General features: G+C 52.2%; 17 protein-coding genes. 8 read left to right on the top strand and 9 right to left on the bottom strand.

What is annotated here, in order from left to right:
- Nucleotides 1-101: 101 nt before the first annotated feature.
- The 6 genes from zwf (at nt 102) to RC73_RS15265 (ending at nt 5708) form a co-directional block, all read left to right on the top strand.
- Nucleotides 102-1574 carry a glucose-6-phosphate dehydrogenase gene (gene zwf, locus RC73_RS15285; protein WP_039035458.1) on the top strand — a complete coding sequence of 491 codons (1473 nt, stop codon included), beginning with the start codon at nt 102-104 and terminating at the stop codon, nt 1572-1574.
- Nucleotides 1575-1583: 9 nt separating this feature from the next.
- On the top strand, nt 1584-2288 hold the full coding sequence (pgl, locus tag RC73_RS15280; RefSeq protein ID WP_039035457.1) for a 6-phosphogluconolactonase: 705 nt from the start codon (nt 1584-1586) through the stop codon (nt 2286-2288).
- A gap of 9 nt (nt 2289-2297) precedes the next feature.
- Nucleotides 2298-4124: a phosphogluconate dehydratase gene (gene edd, locus RC73_RS15275; protein WP_039035456.1), complete on the top strand. Its 1827-nt coding sequence runs from the start codon at nt 2298-2300 to the stop codon at nt 4122-4124.
- A 19-nt stretch (nt 4125-4143) separates the two neighbouring features.
- The gene (locus RC73_RS15270) at nt 4144-4785 is read left to right on the top strand and encodes a bifunctional 4-hydroxy-2-oxoglutarate aldolase/2-dehydro-3-deoxy-phosphogluconate aldolase (RefSeq protein WP_039035455.1); all 642 of its coding nucleotides are present in this window, start codon (nt 4144-4146) and stop codon (nt 4783-4785) included.
- Between the two features lie 238 nt (nt 4786-5023).
- Nucleotides 5024-5260, top strand: a complete 237-nt coding sequence (locus RC73_RS20565; protein WP_152608453.1) for a hypothetical protein — start codon at nt 5024-5026, stop codon at nt 5258-5260.
- Nucleotides 5261-5291: 31 nt separating this feature from the next.
- A complete protein-coding gene (locus RC73_RS15265) occupies nt 5292-5708 on the top strand; it encodes a hypothetical protein (RefSeq protein WP_226684882.1) in 417 nt (138 codons plus the stop codon).
- 81 nt (nt 5709-5789) lie between these two features.
- Here RC73_RS15265 and RC73_RS15260 read toward each other — a convergent pair whose 3' ends face one another.
- The 9 genes from RC73_RS15260 to RC73_RS15220 form a co-directional block, all read right to left on the bottom strand.
- Nucleotides 5790-6008, bottom strand: coding sequence for a DUF2897 family protein (locus RC73_RS15260; protein ID WP_039035454.1), 219 nt, complete (start codon nt 6006-6008; stop codon nt 5790-5792).
- A 21-nt stretch (nt 6009-6029) separates the two neighbouring features.
- The gene (kdsB, locus tag RC73_RS15255) at nt 6030-6767 is read right to left on the bottom strand and encodes an 8-amino-3,8-dideoxy-manno-octulosonate cytidylyltransferase KdsB (protein ID WP_039035453.1); all 738 of its coding nucleotides are present in this window, start codon (nt 6765-6767) and stop codon (nt 6030-6032) included.
- A 68-nt stretch (nt 6768-6835) separates the two neighbouring features.
- On the bottom strand, nt 6836-7906 hold the full coding sequence (gene kdnB / locus RC73_RS15250; RefSeq protein WP_039035452.1) for a 3-deoxy-alpha-D-manno-octulosonate 8-oxidase KdnB: 1071 nt from the start codon (nt 7904-7906) through the stop codon (nt 6836-6838).
- Between the two features lie 20 nt (nt 7907-7926).
- Nucleotides 7927-9114, bottom strand: a complete 1188-nt coding sequence (kdnA, locus tag RC73_RS15245; RefSeq protein WP_039035451.1) for an 8-amino-3,8-dideoxy-alpha-D-manno-octulosonate transaminase KdnA — start codon at nt 9112-9114, stop codon at nt 7927-7929.
- Nucleotides 9115-9351: 237 nt separating this feature from the next.
- On the bottom strand, nt 9352-9963 hold the full coding sequence (can, locus tag RC73_RS15240; RefSeq protein ID WP_039035450.1) for a carbonate dehydratase: 612 nt from the start codon (nt 9961-9963) through the stop codon (nt 9352-9354).
- Nucleotides 9964-10064: 101 nt separating this feature from the next.
- Nucleotides 10065-10898: an alpha/beta fold hydrolase gene (locus tag RC73_RS15235; RefSeq protein ID WP_039035449.1), complete on the bottom strand. Its 834-nt coding sequence runs from the start codon at nt 10896-10898 to the stop codon at nt 10065-10067.
- 127 nt (nt 10899-11025) lie between these two features.
- Complete coding sequence (locus tag RC73_RS15230) at nt 11026-11751, bottom strand: M15 family metallopeptidase (RefSeq protein WP_082014345.1); 726 nt, start codon at nt 11749-11751, stop codon at nt 11026-11028.
- 3 nt (nt 11752-11754) lie between these two features.
- Nucleotides 11755-12888 (bottom strand): succinyl-diaminopimelate desuccinylase, encoded by a 1134-nt coding sequence (gene dapE / locus RC73_RS15225; RefSeq protein WP_039035448.1) that lies wholly within the window; start codon nt 12886-12888, stop codon nt 11755-11757.
- A complete protein-coding gene (locus tag RC73_RS15220; protein ID WP_409928950.1) occupies nt 12885-13154 on the bottom strand; it encodes an ArsC/Spx/MgsR family protein in 270 nt (89 codons plus the stop codon). The genes dapE and RC73_RS15220 overlap by 4 nt, the downstream gene beginning before the upstream one ends.
- A 301-nt stretch (nt 13155-13455) precedes the next feature.
- On the opposite strand from RC73_RS15220, the gene RC73_RS19930 reads away from it, so the two are divergent.
- Together RC73_RS19930 and RC73_RS20180 are read left to right on the top strand one after the other, a co-directional pair.
- Complete coding sequence (locus tag RC73_RS19930) at nt 13456-13962, top strand: recombinase family protein (RefSeq protein ID WP_052248228.1); 507 nt, start codon at nt 13456-13458, stop codon at nt 13960-13962.
- Nucleotides 13928-14284, top strand: a 357-nt coding sequence (locus tag RC73_RS20180; protein ID WP_200888001.1) for a recombinase family protein, incomplete at its 3' end; no start/stop codon positions are given. The genes RC73_RS19930 and RC73_RS20180, both read left to right, overlap by 35 nt.

Below are 14284 nucleotides of genomic sequence, written 5' to 3'. Positions count from 1 at the left end.
TATAGATGCATTTAACAAATACTGTTGTTATATTACAACAAAAGTGTGGAATTCTTCATCGCATAGCGGAACCACCACCGACAAAAGGAGAGCATTAAGCAATGGGCAAAACAACATCAGAGGCCAAAGCTTGTGATTTTGTACTCTTTGGTACCAAGGGCGACTTGGCAAGGCGCAAATTGTTGCCTTCGCTTTACCAGCTGGATAAGGCCGGCCTGCTCAATCGGGACACCAAGGTCATAGGTGTTGCCAAAGATGAATTCTCTGCCGAAGATTTTCGCGAACTGGTTACAACGGCCCTGAGCACCTTTGTTAAAGAACCCTTGTGCGACACCACGCTTTCCCGCTTCCTCGAACGTTGCCATTACGTCGGCACTAATTTTACCGAATCTGAAGGATACAAAGCCTTCCACCAACTGCTCGAACCTGCCAAGCGGGTGATGGTCAACTATTTTGCTACGCCTCCGGCCATCTTCGGTGATATTTGCCGGTGTCTGCATGAACAACAACTGATCCATCCCGATACCCGAGTAGTGCTGGAAAAGCCCATAGGCTCAGATCTGCAGTCATCCAGAGTCATTAATGACCAGGTTTCTGCCTACTTTAATGAAAGTCAGGTCTATCGTATCGATCACTATCTGGGTAAAGAAACAGTACAGAACCTGATTGCGTTGCGTTTTGCCAATTCACTGTTTGCCTCCAAGTGGGATAACCGCACCATAGATCATGTACAGATCACTGTGGCCGAAGAGGTGGGCATTGAAGGACGCTGGGGCTATTTCGACAAAGCCGGCCAGATGCGTGACATGATCCAGAACCACCTGTTGCAGGTACTAACCTTGATTGCCATGGACCCACCTGTGAACCTGGATGCCGACAGCATTCGTGATGAGAAGGTGAAGGTGCTCAAGTCACTGCGTCCCATCAATCAGGACAACGTATTTGAAAACACTGTGCGCGGCCAGTATTCTGCCGGGTTCCTCAAAGGATCACCGGTTCCCGGTTATCTGGAGGAAGAGGGCGCCAATGTGGATTCCAACACAGAGACCTTTGTCGCCTTGCGTGTCGATATTGATAACTGGCGCTGGGCCGGGGTGCCTTTCTATCTGCGCAGCGGTAAGCGTATGCCGTTCAAGAGTTCTGAAATTGTCATCTATTTCAAGAATCCACCCCATAACCTGTATCGTTCAAGCCATCGCAATCTGCCGCCCAATAAGTTGACCATTCGTCTGCAACCGCATGAAGGGGTGGAGATCCAGATGATGAACAAGGTGCCCGGGCTTGAGCAGAAACAGCGACTGCAAACCACCAAGCTGGATTTGAGCTTCTCTGACACCTTCAAGAACGAACGTATCGCCGATGCCTATGAACGTTTGTTGCTCGAAGCCATGCTGGGGAATCAGGCATTGTTTGTACGCCGTGACGAAGTGGAGCAGGCCTGGACCTGGGTAGATGGCATTATTCAATCCTGGGAGATGAGCAACGAAAAGCCCAAGCCTTATCCTGCCGGAACCTGGGGGCCTGTGGCCTCAGTGGCCTTGATCACCAAAGACGGCCGCTCCTGGGATGAATAAGGAGATAGCATGATTAAAGAAACCGTATTTAAATCGTTTGACACCCCAACTGCGCTGGAAGCCCAGTTGGCTGAGCGTATTGCCGGCGCGCTGCAAAACGCGATAGATAACCGCGGCAAGGCCAGCCTGGTGGTTTCCGGTGGCTCGACGCCGCTGAAACTGTTTGCCGAGCTCAGCCACAAGATGATCGACTGGAGCGATGTTTATATCACGCTCGCCGACGAGCGCTGGGTGGATGCCGAAGACCAGGACTCCAACGAGCGCCTGGTACGCGAGCATCTACTGCAAAATCGCGCCGCCAGCGCCAAGTTCCGAGGCCTGAAGAATATGTTTGCCACCCCGGAAGCGGGGTTGAGTATGGCCTCAGAGCAGTTGGCCAATTTTCCGCGGCCTTTTGATGTGATCGTGTTGGGCATGGGCAATGATGGTCATACCTGCTCCTGGTTTCCCTGCGCCCCTGAAGAACAATTGACCGAGGCGCTGGAAACCGATGCATTGCTGTGCGCCGTACATCCAGGCAATGCGCCTCACGCCAGGATCAGCCTGAGTCGTAAGGCCGTGCTTGACAGTCGCCAGATCTATCTGCATCTGGTCGGCGAAACCAAACTTTCCGTATATCACCAAGCTCTCGAGAGTGACGATCCCAGGGAAATGCCGATCCGTGCCGTGTTGGCGCAGCATAAGACCCCGGTCGATGTGTTCTGGAGCGCTTAAGGAGGCAAGATGCACCCAAGAGTTCAAGCCGTAACAGACAGGATTATTGCCCGCAGCCAAGACCACAGGGGCAAGTACCTGGCGGCATTGGCCGAAGCCAGGGCCAAGGGCGTGCACCGCAGCAGTTTGAGTTGCGGCAATCTGGCCCACGGGTTTGCTGCTTGTCAGCCTGCCGATAAAGACAGCTTGCGCCAGTTGAACAAGGCCAACATAGGCATAGTGACTGCATTCAATGACATGCTGTCGGCGCACCAACCCTATGAACACTATCCTGAATTGCTGAAACAGGCCTGCAATGAAGTGGGCAGCGTTGCCCAGGTGGCAGGCGGTGTGCCGGCCATGTGTGACGGCGTTACCCAGGGCCAATCCGGGATGGAGCTCAGTCTGCTGAGTCGTGAAGTGATAGCCATGGCTACCGCTGTTGGCCTGTCCCACAATATGTTTGATGGTGCCTTGTTGCTGGGTATTTGTGACAAGATAGTTCCTGGGCTACTGATTGGCGCCCTGAGCTTTGGTCATCTGCCTATGTTGTTTGTGCCTGCGGGACCGATGAAGTCCGGGATCCCCAACAAGGAAAAAGCCCGTATTCGCCAGCAGTTTGCCGAAGGTAAGGTCGATAGAACTGCCTTGCTCGAAGCAGAATCCAAGTCCTATCACAGCGCGGGTACCTGTACTTTCTACGGCACGGCCAACAGTAACCAGCTGATGCTGGAAGTCATGGGACTGCAGCTACCCGGCTCCTCATTTGTTAATCCGGACGACCCTTTGCGTGAGGCGCTCAATAAGGCGGCCGCCAAACAGGTGTGCCGTCTGACCGAACTTGGCAACCAATACAGCCCGATAGGTGAACTGGTTTGTGAAAAGTCGATAGTCAACGGCATAGTGGCTCTGTTGGCCACCGGTGGCTCGACCAATCTCACCATGCACATAGTGGCGGCGGCCCGTGCGGCCGGCATCATAGTCAACTGGGACGATTTCTCCGAGCTGTCGGATGTGGTGCCGCTGCTTGCCAGGGTTTATCCCAACGGCCATGCCGACATTAACCATTTCCATGCTGCCGGTGGGATGGCTTATCTGGTGCGGCAGTTGTTGGATGCCGGTTTACTGCATCAAGACGTCAACACAGTGGCCGGCTTTGGTCTTGAGCGTTACACCAAGGAGCCCAAGTTGCTCAATGGCGAGCTCAGTTGGGTGGATGGCCCGGCCGAAAGTCTGGACAGCGAAGTACTGACCTCTGTGGCCAAACCATTTCAGAGCAACGGCGGCCTCAAACTGCTCAAGGGCAATCTGGGCCGGGCGGTTATTAAGGTTTCTGCGGTGCAGGAGCAACACAGAGTGGTGGAAGCTCCGGCTGTGGTTATCGACGATCAGAACCAGCTCAATGAGCTCTTTACCAGTGGCCAACTGGATAAGGACTGCGTGGTGGTGGTCAAGGGGCAAGGTCCCAAGGCCAACGGCATGCCTGAGCTGCATAAGCTGACGCCTATTCTCGGGACATTGCAGGACAGGGGCTTTAAAGTTGCCCTGGTGACCGATGGTCGTATGTCGGGAGCCTCAGGCAAGGTGCCTGCTGCCATCCATCTGACGCCGGAAGCGCTTGATGGCGGTATGATAGCCAAGGTACACAGCGGCGATTTACTGCGTGTCGATGCCAAAAAGGGCGAACTTAGTCTGCTGGTCGATGAGCAGCAACTGGCCGCAAGAAATGCCGAGAAAGTGGAATTGAGAAGTGTGCGTTACGGCATGGGTCGTGAGCTGTTCAGTGCGCTGCGGGCCAATCTCAGCAGTCCTGAAACCGGTGCTCGCAGTACCAGTGCCATAGATGACTATTACTAATCATTAAGGAATAAAGTACATGCTTGAGAATAACTGGTCCTTGCAACCTCAGGACATATTTCAACTGAGCCCGATCATTCCGGTAATGGTTATCAACAAGATTGAACATGCGGTGCCCTTGGCCAAGGCCCTGGTTGCCGGTGGCATTCGGGTACTGGAAGTGACGCTGCGTACCGATTGTGCCCTCGAGGCCATAGGGCGGATTGCGGCCGAGGTGCCGGAAGCCTTGGTCGGCGCCGGAACTATTCTGAATGAAGCGCAATTGGCGCAGGCGGCAGAGGCCGGCGCTCAGTTTGCCATCACCCCGGGGGCAACTGTAGAACTGCTCAAGGCGGGTAAAGCCGGTAAGATCCCGCTTATTCCTGGGGTGGCTAGTATCTCAGAAGTCATGGTGGGACTGGGGCTGGGCTATACCCACTTCAAGTTTTTCCCGGCAGAAGCTTCAGGCGGGGTCAATGCACTCAAAGCCTTCAGCGGCCCGCTGGCCGATGTCCGTTTCTGCCCAACCGGCGGGATCACTCCGAGCAGCTACAAAGACTATCTGGCACTGGGGAATGTCGATTGTATTGGTGGCAGCTGGATTGCCCCGGTGGAAGCGATGGAGCAGGGCGACTGGGCGAGAATTACTAGATTGTGCCAGGAGGCTATCGCAGCGCTGTGAGCATTTGGCTGTGAGCTGTGAATGACTAAGGCTACCCAAGGTAGCCTTTTCTTTGCTCAAGTGGTTTTATCGGCAACAAAATCAACAATTTTAGTCCTTTAGGCTGGCTTGCACTGTTATTGGCTTTAGGGTAGCTTGGTCTGAAAAGGGGAAAGTTATTGGTATTTCTTGGGCAGCTCAGTTGCTGCCGTAACAGTTGCCGATAAATAAGCTTGTATGATTCAGGGAGGAGCCTTTTGTGAAACTTGAGCGCATTCTTAAGCATTACAACGGCTGTCAATGTCCGACATGTTCGTTTAAGGGCGCAAATGGTCGTATCTCTGAGGCCAGGATCGATTTCGGTTTTATTGCCAACTGGTTAACAGTACCACTCGGGCTTGGCACCATGATTTTGCTTGGATTGCAGCCCCTGCCTATTAAAATGTCTTGCCCTGCCTGTGGAAATACCTTTTTTGCCAGTGGTTTTCGTCATTAATCTTTTCCGGATCTGATAAAGGAGTCTTGTCATGTATGGCTCAGCGGTAATTCCTTACTCTGTTAGTCTGTCAAAAGCCAATAATTTAAGAGAGTTATCTTCTAGACTCAGATATCTGCTGCTGTTGGCTTTTGCCTGGCTCCTTGGCGGCTGCGGCCAGCCCTTGCCGCTGGATAAGGCCGAGTATGCCGGTGAGTGGCAGAGTGCTGACATGTATCTGCTTATACAACACGACGGCTCTGTAGAGTATCAGCGTTATGATGGCAACAGCAGCACCTCGATAAGTGGTGGGATCCAGAAGTTTGAAGGTCACGACTTCGAAGTGGGGATCGGTTTTCTCTCCAGTCGTTTTGAAGTATCAGAGCCGCCACACAGGGTCGGAAGCGACTGGCAGATGGTGGTTGATGGTGTGCGGTTGACCCGGGTTTCCGATGTACAGTTTTATTGAGCTCATAATCCCTGCTCAAGTTTAGGCTCAGGTAGAAAGTAGAGAAGATATATGAAAAAGGCGCAAAGTGCGCCTTTTTTGTCAGTCTTTGTTTTTGTCCTGATCTTTTCCATCAGCTTGGGAGCCCGGGGTTTTATCCGTGTTGTCCGTGGCTTCACCCTTACGCTTTATCTGCTTGTCTTTACTTTGCTGGCCAAATTGCGGCATTTTAAACTTGGCACTGTACTTGAGTACAGCCAGGTTACTGGCAATAACGCCTATTACCAAAATGATGATCAACCAGACTTCCAAAGATGACATTTCCATCTCTTGCTACCTGCTTCAGTCTACGGCCAGACGCTGTTCACAGCGGCGGATATCTTCAGGTGTATCTACTTCAGGCGAGTCAAATGCGCTGATGGCGACTTTGATCTTGTGGCCGTATTCCAGGGCCCGCAGTTGCTCCAGTTTTTCCAGATCTTCCAGTCTTCCCAAAGGCAGTTTGGCAAAGGTCTCGACGAAACGGCGGGTGTAGGCATACACCCCTAAATGTTTATAGACAGGGTAGTCGTTGATATCACGGCCAAATGGGATCCGGGCGCGGGAGAAATAAAGCGCATAGAATTCGTTGTCGAACACCATCTTCACATGTTTGGGATCGTCCAATTCATCCTCTTCGGTGATTTGGTAGCCGAGGGTGGCCATTTCAAACTCACCGGGATGACGCTGGAACAGACTGATGATCTGCTCTATGGAGATGGGATCGATCAGGGGCTGATCCCCTTGCAGGTTGACTACCAGATCGTCATCCGCCAACCCCAATTGGGTGATGGCGTCGTTAATCCTGTCGGTGCCGGAGGCCGCTTCGGCGCCGGTCATCACAACATTGCCGCCAAAGGCCTCTACAGCGTCCTTGATGCGTACATCATCGGTTGCCACATAGATATTATCCAACCCTTTGGCCAGTCCGGCGCGCTCATAAACGTGCTGGATCATAGGTTTACCGTTAATCGGTGCCAGAGGTTTGCCGGGAAAGCGGCTGGAACCATAGCGTGCAGGGATCAACAGGGTGACTTTCATTCAATTTTCCTAGTATTCAAGAAGAAAGGGCTCATAAAGAGCCCTAATCATAGCAGTCCTGTGCCGGCTTAGATACGGCGGAACAGCTTGGTCAGCATCTCATCGGTGACTTTTTCCTGCCAGCTGTCACCATAGACGTTGGCCCACAAAGGACCCATGCTCTTGGTGACTTTAACCATCGCGGCAATGGTCTCGTCCGGCAAGTCTTTACAGATGTTTTTAGGCAACTGGATGTTGTGCTTCTTCATCATGGCACGGAACTCTTCAACCCCTTCAGGGTAGAATTCTTCCAGCACGTCGAAGGCGATACAGTTACCAATACCGTGGTGATAACCCAGGATATAAGACAGACCGTAAGAAACCGCGTGACAGGCACCTACCTGGCTATAGGCGATACTCATACCGCCCATAAAGGAGGCCATCATCAGCTTGTCATCTTTCTCAGGGTGATCGCCCAGGAAGACTTCACGGCACATGTCCATGGATTTCTCGGCGTAGGCGCGGGAGAACTCGTTCAGGAAGGTACCTTGCAGAGACTCAACACAGTGGATGTAGCAGTCCATACCTGTGTAGAACCATTGGTCAGTGGGTACGCCGGCAATCAGCTCGGAGTCCATGATGATCTGATCGAATACAGTGTAGTCAGAGTTCAGACCCAGTTTACGCTCAGGGCCGCACAGCACTGCAGTGCGTGAAGCTTCGGCACCTGTACCGGAAATGGTAGGGATACCGATATGGTGAATGGCAGGATTCTTGATCAGATCCCAGCCCTGGTACTTGGCAGAACCACCTGGGTTGGTCAGCATCAAAGATACGGCTTTGGCCAGATCCATAGTGGCGCCGCCACCAAGACCGACTACGCTCACAGGCAGTTTGCTGTTGAATGCCTGAACTTGCTCGGTAAGGCTGTCAACCTGCTTTGTGGTTGGTTCTTCGTCGACATTGACCCACAGTAAGAAATCTTGCTCCTTCAAAGGCAAACGGCCTTCCAGTGGCTTGCCTTTGTGAACGTCATCCACGACGAAAACCACGAAGTCGTTGGCTTCTTTGCGCTCGGCGGCCAGCACTTCATCCAGTTGGACAAAAGAACCGCGACCAAAGATCATTTTGGGGACGACTTTAAAATTCTTGAAACTCATAGCAACCAGCTCCCTTTAGGTTATTGGGCAAATGCTTTCTTGATGTTGGCAATGCGCTCGGCAATCTGTTCTTCAGTCCAGGACAGCTTGATCAGCATGGAAATGGTCCGGCTCATGATAGCGTCAGATTTGGGCACAGAAACTTTAGTATAATCCGGACGATCTTCGATTAATGTGATCGGCAGGGCAGCAGGGCTCTTGAGCTGCTGAATGTGATGCCAGTTCTTCAGGTAGTGCCAGTTGTTGACATACCAATAGAAGCAACCATCGACACCGTTGGCAGCCAGCGCCTTGTTGACTTCCTGAGTGCGTTGCTCGGTTGGCAGCATAAAGCTGAGGAAACCGGCGCTGTCGCCTTCAGGATCGGGGATTTCGCGGAAAGTAACTTCTTCGATATCAGCCATGGCGTCTTTGATAAGCTTCTTGTTGCGACGCTGGATCTCCACTATGGTGTCCAGTTTGCGCAGCTGAGCCAGGCCCAGGGCGGCGTTCATTTCGCTGATACGGAAGTTAAGACCCATGATAGGGTGAGACTCGGCGCCGCGGTCATTACCTATATGATCATGGCCGTGGTCAGAGAACATGTGGGCGTGGTTGTAGATGGTTTCATCATTGGTGATCACAGCGCCACCTTCACCACAGGTGATGGTTTTAACCGAGTCGAAAGAGAAACAACCCACAGCGCCTATGGTACCCAGTGCCTGACCTTTGTAGCTGCCGCCAATAGCCTGACAGGCATCTTCCAGCAGTACCAGATTGTGTTTTTCACAGATGGCTTTGATTTCGTCCATCTTGGCCATGGAACCGCACATGTGTACCAGGTTTACCGCCTTGGTGCGTGGGGTAATGGCGGCTTCGATGCCCTCGGGTGACAGACACAGAGTCTCATCGATTTCAGCAAATACCGGAATAGCGCCGGCCATGAAAACTGCCTCAACAGAAGCGACAAAGGTGAAAGGAGGAACAATCACTTCATCCCCGGCGCCGATACCGGCGGCGGCCAGCGCGGTTTGCAGGGCGGCAGTACCGCTGGAGAGCAGGTGAGCATGCTTGACATTCATCTTGTCACATAAGAGCTGCTCCATATCGCGGGTTTTCCAGCGATCATTACGCATGGCATCAAAGTTGTAACGGAAGGTGAATCCGTTCTCCATGACGTCTGCTACTTCCTGTTTTTCTTCAGGACCAAACAATTCAAAACCGGGCATGGAAGATATCTCCTTAGATAGTGTTGTGCTCTGGGAGGGTCACGCCAGAAAAGGCCTTATGCCATAAGGCTGTTATGCGAAGTGCGCCGGGTGACCGGATGACTGAGCACCCGTGTTAACTGCAGAATTATAACGGGGTGGCCAACATACTGCGATGCTTTCTTTCGGAAAAAATCCAACTGGGTAAAATTTCATCGATAAAGCAAGGGGCGCAGCTGCGCCCCTTATCCGTTTGGATCACTCCACCCTTTGATGTCCGCCATCCACTGTGACATCCAGATCGGTCAAAAGCCCATTGTCGATTCCGTAGATCCAGCCGTGTATCGACAGATTTTGCCCCTTGGCCCAGGCTTCCTGAACTATGTTGCTGCTGGTGACATTGGCGACCTGCTCAATCACATTGAGCTCACAAAGGCGATCAAACCGTTGTTTTTCATTGAGGGTTTCCAACTCTTGGTGATGCAGGCGATAGATATCCCTAAGATGCCCCAGCCAGTTGTCGATAAGCCCGAGTCTGTCGGTACCCATGGCGGCCTTGACGCCGCCGCAGCCGTAGTGGCCCACTACCATGATGTGCTTTACCTTGAGGACATCGACTGCGTATTGCAGAACAGACAAACAGTTGAGATCTGTGTGGATCACCATGTTGGCGATATTGCGATGTACAAATACTTCTCCCGGCATCAGATCTATGATCTGGTTGGAGGGAACCCGGCTGTCGGAACAACCTATCCAGAGATATTCGGGGTTTTGCTGTTTGGCCAACTGCTCAAAAAACGATGGGTTTTCAGTGCTTATTCTGGCTGCCCAGCGGCGGTTGTTTTCAAAAAGCGGTTTCAGTATTTTCATTCAGGCTCACAAAATGGCTTATGGGAACACAGTGGTCCGATTTATTTTCGGCAGTGTATCAGAAAATAAAGCCGCGCTGGTCTATCCATCGCGGCCGGATTTCAGTGATGTTTTTCAAGAAAAGTCAGCAGGGCTTGGTTGATAAAATCGGCCTGTTCCAACACAGAAATATGGCCGGCTGCCGGTATCTGCACCATCTCGGCGCCGTCTATGGCATCGACCATCAAAAAGGATTCCAGTACAGTGCGCGCCGTGTCTTCTACTCCTGACATGATTAAACAGGGCAGAGTCAAGTTATCGGCATCTTCCATGGCGTCGCGGCGATTGAAAATCAGTTTGCCCATGGCGACGGTATCAGGGATCCGTTCTGGTGAAATACTTTGCAGGGCGCTGGCGAAATCACTCAGCAGTTGTGGCCGTAAACTTGCTGTGGTCACGGCAAAAAACATAGGTGCTATCTGCTCGGCCATGGGCGCAGGAATTTGTCCCAATTGGTTGATACCATCCAACATGGCCATATATTTGTTGCGAGTAACTTCGGGCTCAAAGCCGAGGAAGCTGCCCATCATCACCAACGCCTTGACTCTAGAAGGCGCCTTCAGAACCAGCTCGGCCCCCCACATGGCACCGACCGACAAGCCGATAACAGTGAATTCATCGACACTGAGTTTATCCATCAAGGTCAACATATCGGCGGCGATATCCGCCAGGCTCTCGGTATGCGCGGGAATCGCGCCTGACTGCCCATGGCCCCAGAGATCCGGTACTATGCAGCGGTAGTGTTTCGCCAGTACAGGCAGTTGTTGTTGCCACATGGTGGCGTCCCAAAGGTAGCTGTGGCCGAGTAGCAGCACAGGGCCCTGGCCCAGATCCAGATAGCTGAGGGTTTCGCCCCTGAGTTCGATTTGCTGCCGATATTGATTGAAGTCAGTCATTGTTGAAAGGTATCCCGGATTTATTGTTTGGGACACAGGATACCTCAAGTTTGCCGGCTTAGGATCCGGGGACGAAATTGCATGATGTTTATTTAAACTCGCTCATTCAAACCTACTTCAATGGCATTTATGTGAGGCTTTCCGGATAGGGGGCAATGTGCCTCACATAAGTCTCGACCAGTTCCGGCAAACGTCTAAGCAAACCTTGCTTGAGTGTTATGTCACTGTGGTCGAGTATTTGCCGCAGACGCTCGCTATTAAACTGCTCGAGAAACCCTTTGGCCTTTGGTAGGAAACTTAAGTGCCAGCGCTCCGGGCTGACGCCACTGAGGCCTGCCTGAAAAGGGCGGTAGAAGCCAAAATCCGGGGCGCGTTCGTCCAGCCACAGGTCCAATTTATAGCAAGGGCCCTGGGGTTGATACTCGGCGTTAACCAACTTGAGTTCATGCTTGCTGATTTGGGCGCTGTCGAAGAGATCGACGTCCGTCCCCCAGTGGTGGCGAGAGGCGCCGGGCAGCGCCGACCAAAGCAAAATAAGCGCCACTAACTCATCATCACTGAGCGCGCCGATGTCACTCACTGGACGTGAGTCTTTATCCAGTAGAGGGCGCTTCCCTGAGGCTTTGGCATTCCAAATTGTGAGTTGACGCTCAAAGCTGCGATAACCAGAGCTGATGGCCAGGGCGATGCCATCTTGCTCGGCAGCGGCCTGCATCTCAAGAAAGGCCTTGGCCGTCTCGGCTTCCAGCCAAACTTCAGCGCCTGAACCGCTTTCACTGCCGCTTAGACTAACCAGTGTCCTTAGCGGCGCTTTTTCAGTCTCCATACCATAGAGAAAATCGCCCCTTGCCATCACTTACTCCAACAACAGTTTTTCCAGGATACGCTGATAACACTGGGCCAACAGCTCGAGATCTGCGACTTTCACGCACTCATTGACCTTGTGAATGGTGGCATTCACCGGACCCAACTCTATTACCTGAGCACCGGTAGGGGCAATAAAGCGCCCATCTGAAGTGCCGCCTGAGGTTTGCGGATCGGTCTCTGAGCCTGTTACCTCTTTAATCGCTTGGCGGGTCGCTTCAAGCAGTGGGCCATCGCCGGTCAAAAATGGCAGGCCATTAAAGATCCAGCCAAGCTCATAATTCAGTCCATGGGCATCGAGGATATTCTCGACCCGCTTAATCAGCTCTTCGGCGGTGACTTCGGTGGAGTAACGGAAGTTGAACATCACCTTGAGCTCACCCGGGATCACGTTGGATGCCCCGGTGCCGCCATTGATATTGGCTATCTGAAAACTGGTCGGCGGGAAAAACTCATTGCCTTTGTCCCACTGCATGGCGGCAAGTTCGGCCAACGCCGGCGCAGCCTTGTGCACAGGGTTATCCGCCAGGTGAGGGTAGGCCACATGTCCTTGAATACCCTTGACGACGAGATTGCCGGTGAGGCTGCCGCGGCGGCCATTTTTGACCACATCGCCCAGTTTGAGGGTACTGGATGGCTCACCGACCAAGGCCCAGGTGATCTTTTCATTGCGCGCTTCCAGGGTGTCTATCACTCGGGTGGTGCCGTTAATAAAGGGGCCTTCTTCATCGCTGGTGATCAGAAAAGCGATAGAGCCTTGATGGTTCGGATGGGCGGCCACAAAACGCTCGGTGGCCACCACCATGGCTGCCAGCGAGCCTTTCATATCTGCGGCGCCGCGGCCGTGAAGATAGTCATCGATGACCACTGGCTCGAAGGGCGGAGTATGCCAATTGGCCAAGTCCCCCGGCGGTACCACATCGGTATGGCCGGCAAAACAAAAAACCGGCCCCTGAGTACCGCGGCGAGACCAGAGATTGGTGGTATCTTCAAACACCATGGATTCGTTGGCAAAGCCCAGTTTGGCGAGTCGCTCGGCCATCAATGCCTGACAGCCTTCATCCAGAGGGGTAACAGATGCCCGGGAGATCAACGCCTTGGCAAGCTCAAGCACCTGCTGACTCATAGGCCGAACCACGCTTGGTAGTCGGCTTCTTTAAAGCCGGTCATCACATCTAGCCCCCGGGTCAGTACAGGGCGTTTGATAAGGGTTGGATTGGCCAGCATCAGGGATATCGCCTTGGCACTATCGATATCCTGCTTATCGGCGTCATCCAACGCGCGAAAACTAGTGGAGCGTTTGTTCAGTACCGCCTCCCAGCCGATGCGCTCGACCCAGGCCTTGAGTGTGTCTTGTGAAAGTTCCTGCTCACGAAAATCCACAAATGTCACTTGCAGGCCCTTGGCCTCCAACCATTTTCGTGCTTTTTTTACCGTGTCGCACTTTTGGGGAGAAATACCGTACATTATTGTTTGAGAGTTCTGTTCGACTTCCATGCTGTTTTAATTGTTTGTTTGTGTTGGGGTAAACATACCACAGGAGAAAATGATGAGCACCACCAAGGCTTATTCTTATCTTAGGTTTAGTACAACAAGACAAGTACGGGGTGATAGTGCAAGACGTCAGCTTGAGTTGGCTCGTGATTATGCCAAGAGAAAGGGGTTGGAACTGTAAGAGCTTGCTTTAGCAGATATGGGGGTAAGTGCATTTAAAGGTGCCAACAGAGACGCTGCACTAGGGGTCTTTCTCCGCTTGGTTCAGGACGGCAAAATCCCTAAAGGGGCATATCTGTTAGTAGAGTCTCATGACAGATTAAGCCGACAGAATGTGGAAGATGCACTCATGCAATTCATGGAGATTATACGAGCTGGCATTGTTGTCGTGACTTTAACCGATGAAGTTGAATATCGGCAAGGGCAACTGGATATGTCAAAGCTGATGCTCAGTTTGGTTTATATGAGTCGTGCCAATGAAGAGTCTGAGATGAAAAGCCGAAGGGCTAAAGCTGTATGGGAACAAAGTAGAAAGGCTGCAGTAGAAAGCAAAACGCTTATTCGCAACGCCTATCTTCCTCAGTGGTTAAAATGGGAAGGGGATCGTGTTGCTATTATTCCTGAAAGGGCGGCCATAGTGCAGCGTATGTTCGCTCTGGCAATGCAAGGTTATGGATATACTCGAATTGCAGCGATTCATAAATAATGAGGGGCACACAGAGTTTCGTAAGAACAATCCTTGGCGGCCATCTGGTGTAGGCTCCCTTTTAAGGAACCGTAGGGTGATTGGTGAGTATCAAAACTGTACAAAAGTTGATGGTCAAAGACAGCCAATTGGTGAGCCGATCCCTGAATACTACCCTGCGATTGTATCAATCTCCGACTTCCAAGAAGTGCAGCAGCAAATCGCAACACGCAATAAGCATAGCGGTTCGGCTCGGAGGGGACGTTTCGATAATCTCTTCTCGGGTATTTTACGGGGCGTTGTTGATCAAATCATTCGCTTGAACGCAACTGCCCCTAGGCTT

The organism is Shewanella sp. ECSMB14102, from assembly GCF_000813075.1.
Taxonomy (GTDB): domain Bacteria; phylum Pseudomonadota; class Gammaproteobacteria; order Enterobacterales; family Shewanellaceae; genus Shewanella; species Shewanella indica.
The sequence above is the reverse complement of the archived record's forward strand: the minus strand, read 5'-3'. Positions and strand labels throughout refer to the sequence as shown.

Bases quoted from the DNA above. Each gene is read 5' to 3' on its own strand.
- zwf (WP_039035458.1), top strand. From the start codon at position 102: ATGGGCAAAACAACATCAGAGGCCAAAGCTTGTGATTTTGTACTCTTT.
- pgl (WP_039035457.1), top strand. From the start codon at position 1,584: ATGATTAAAGAAACCGTATTTAAATCGTTTGACACCCCAACTGCGCTG.
- edd (WP_039035456.1), top strand. From the start codon at position 2,298: ATGCACCCAAGAGTTCAAGCCGTAACAGACAGGATTATTGCCCGCAGC.
- RC73_RS15270 (WP_039035455.1), top strand. From the start codon at position 4,144: ATGCTTGAGAATAACTGGTCCTTGCAACCTCAGGACATATTTCAACTG.
- RC73_RS15265 (WP_226684882.1), top strand. From the start codon at position 5,292: ATGTATGGCTCAGCGGTAATTCCTTACTCTGTTAGTCTGTCAAAAGCC.
- RC73_RS15260 (WP_039035454.1), bottom strand. From the start codon at position 6,008: ATGTCATCTTTGGAAGTCTGGTTGATCATCATTTTGGTAATAGGCGTT.
- kdsB (WP_039035453.1), bottom strand. From the start codon at position 6,767: ATGAAAGTCACCCTGTTGATCCCTGCACGCTATGGTTCCAGCCGCTTT.
- kdnB (WP_039035452.1), bottom strand. From the start codon at position 7,906: ATGAGTTTCAAGAATTTTAAAGTCGTCCCCAAAATGATCTTTGGTCGC.
- kdnA (WP_039035451.1), bottom strand. From the start codon at position 9,114: ATGCCCGGTTTTGAATTGTTTGGTCCTGAAGAAAAACAGGAAGTAGCA.
- can (WP_039035450.1), bottom strand. From the start codon at position 9,963: ATGAAAATACTGAAACCGCTTTTTGAAAACAACCGCCGCTGGGCAGCC.
- RC73_RS15235 (WP_039035449.1), bottom strand. From the start codon at position 10,898: ATGACTGACTTCAATCAATATCGGCAGCAAATCGAACTCAGGGGCGAA.
- RC73_RS15230 (WP_082014345.1), bottom strand. From the start codon at position 11,751: ATGGCAAGGGGCGATTTTCTCTATGGTATGGAGACTGAAAAAGCGCCG.
- dapE (WP_039035448.1), bottom strand. From the start codon at position 12,888: ATGAGTCAGCAGGTGCTTGAGCTTGCCAAGGCGTTGATCTCCCGGGCA.
- RC73_RS19930 (WP_052248228.1), top strand. From the start codon at position 13,456: ATGGGGGTAAGTGCATTTAAAGGTGCCAACAGAGACGCTGCACTAGGG.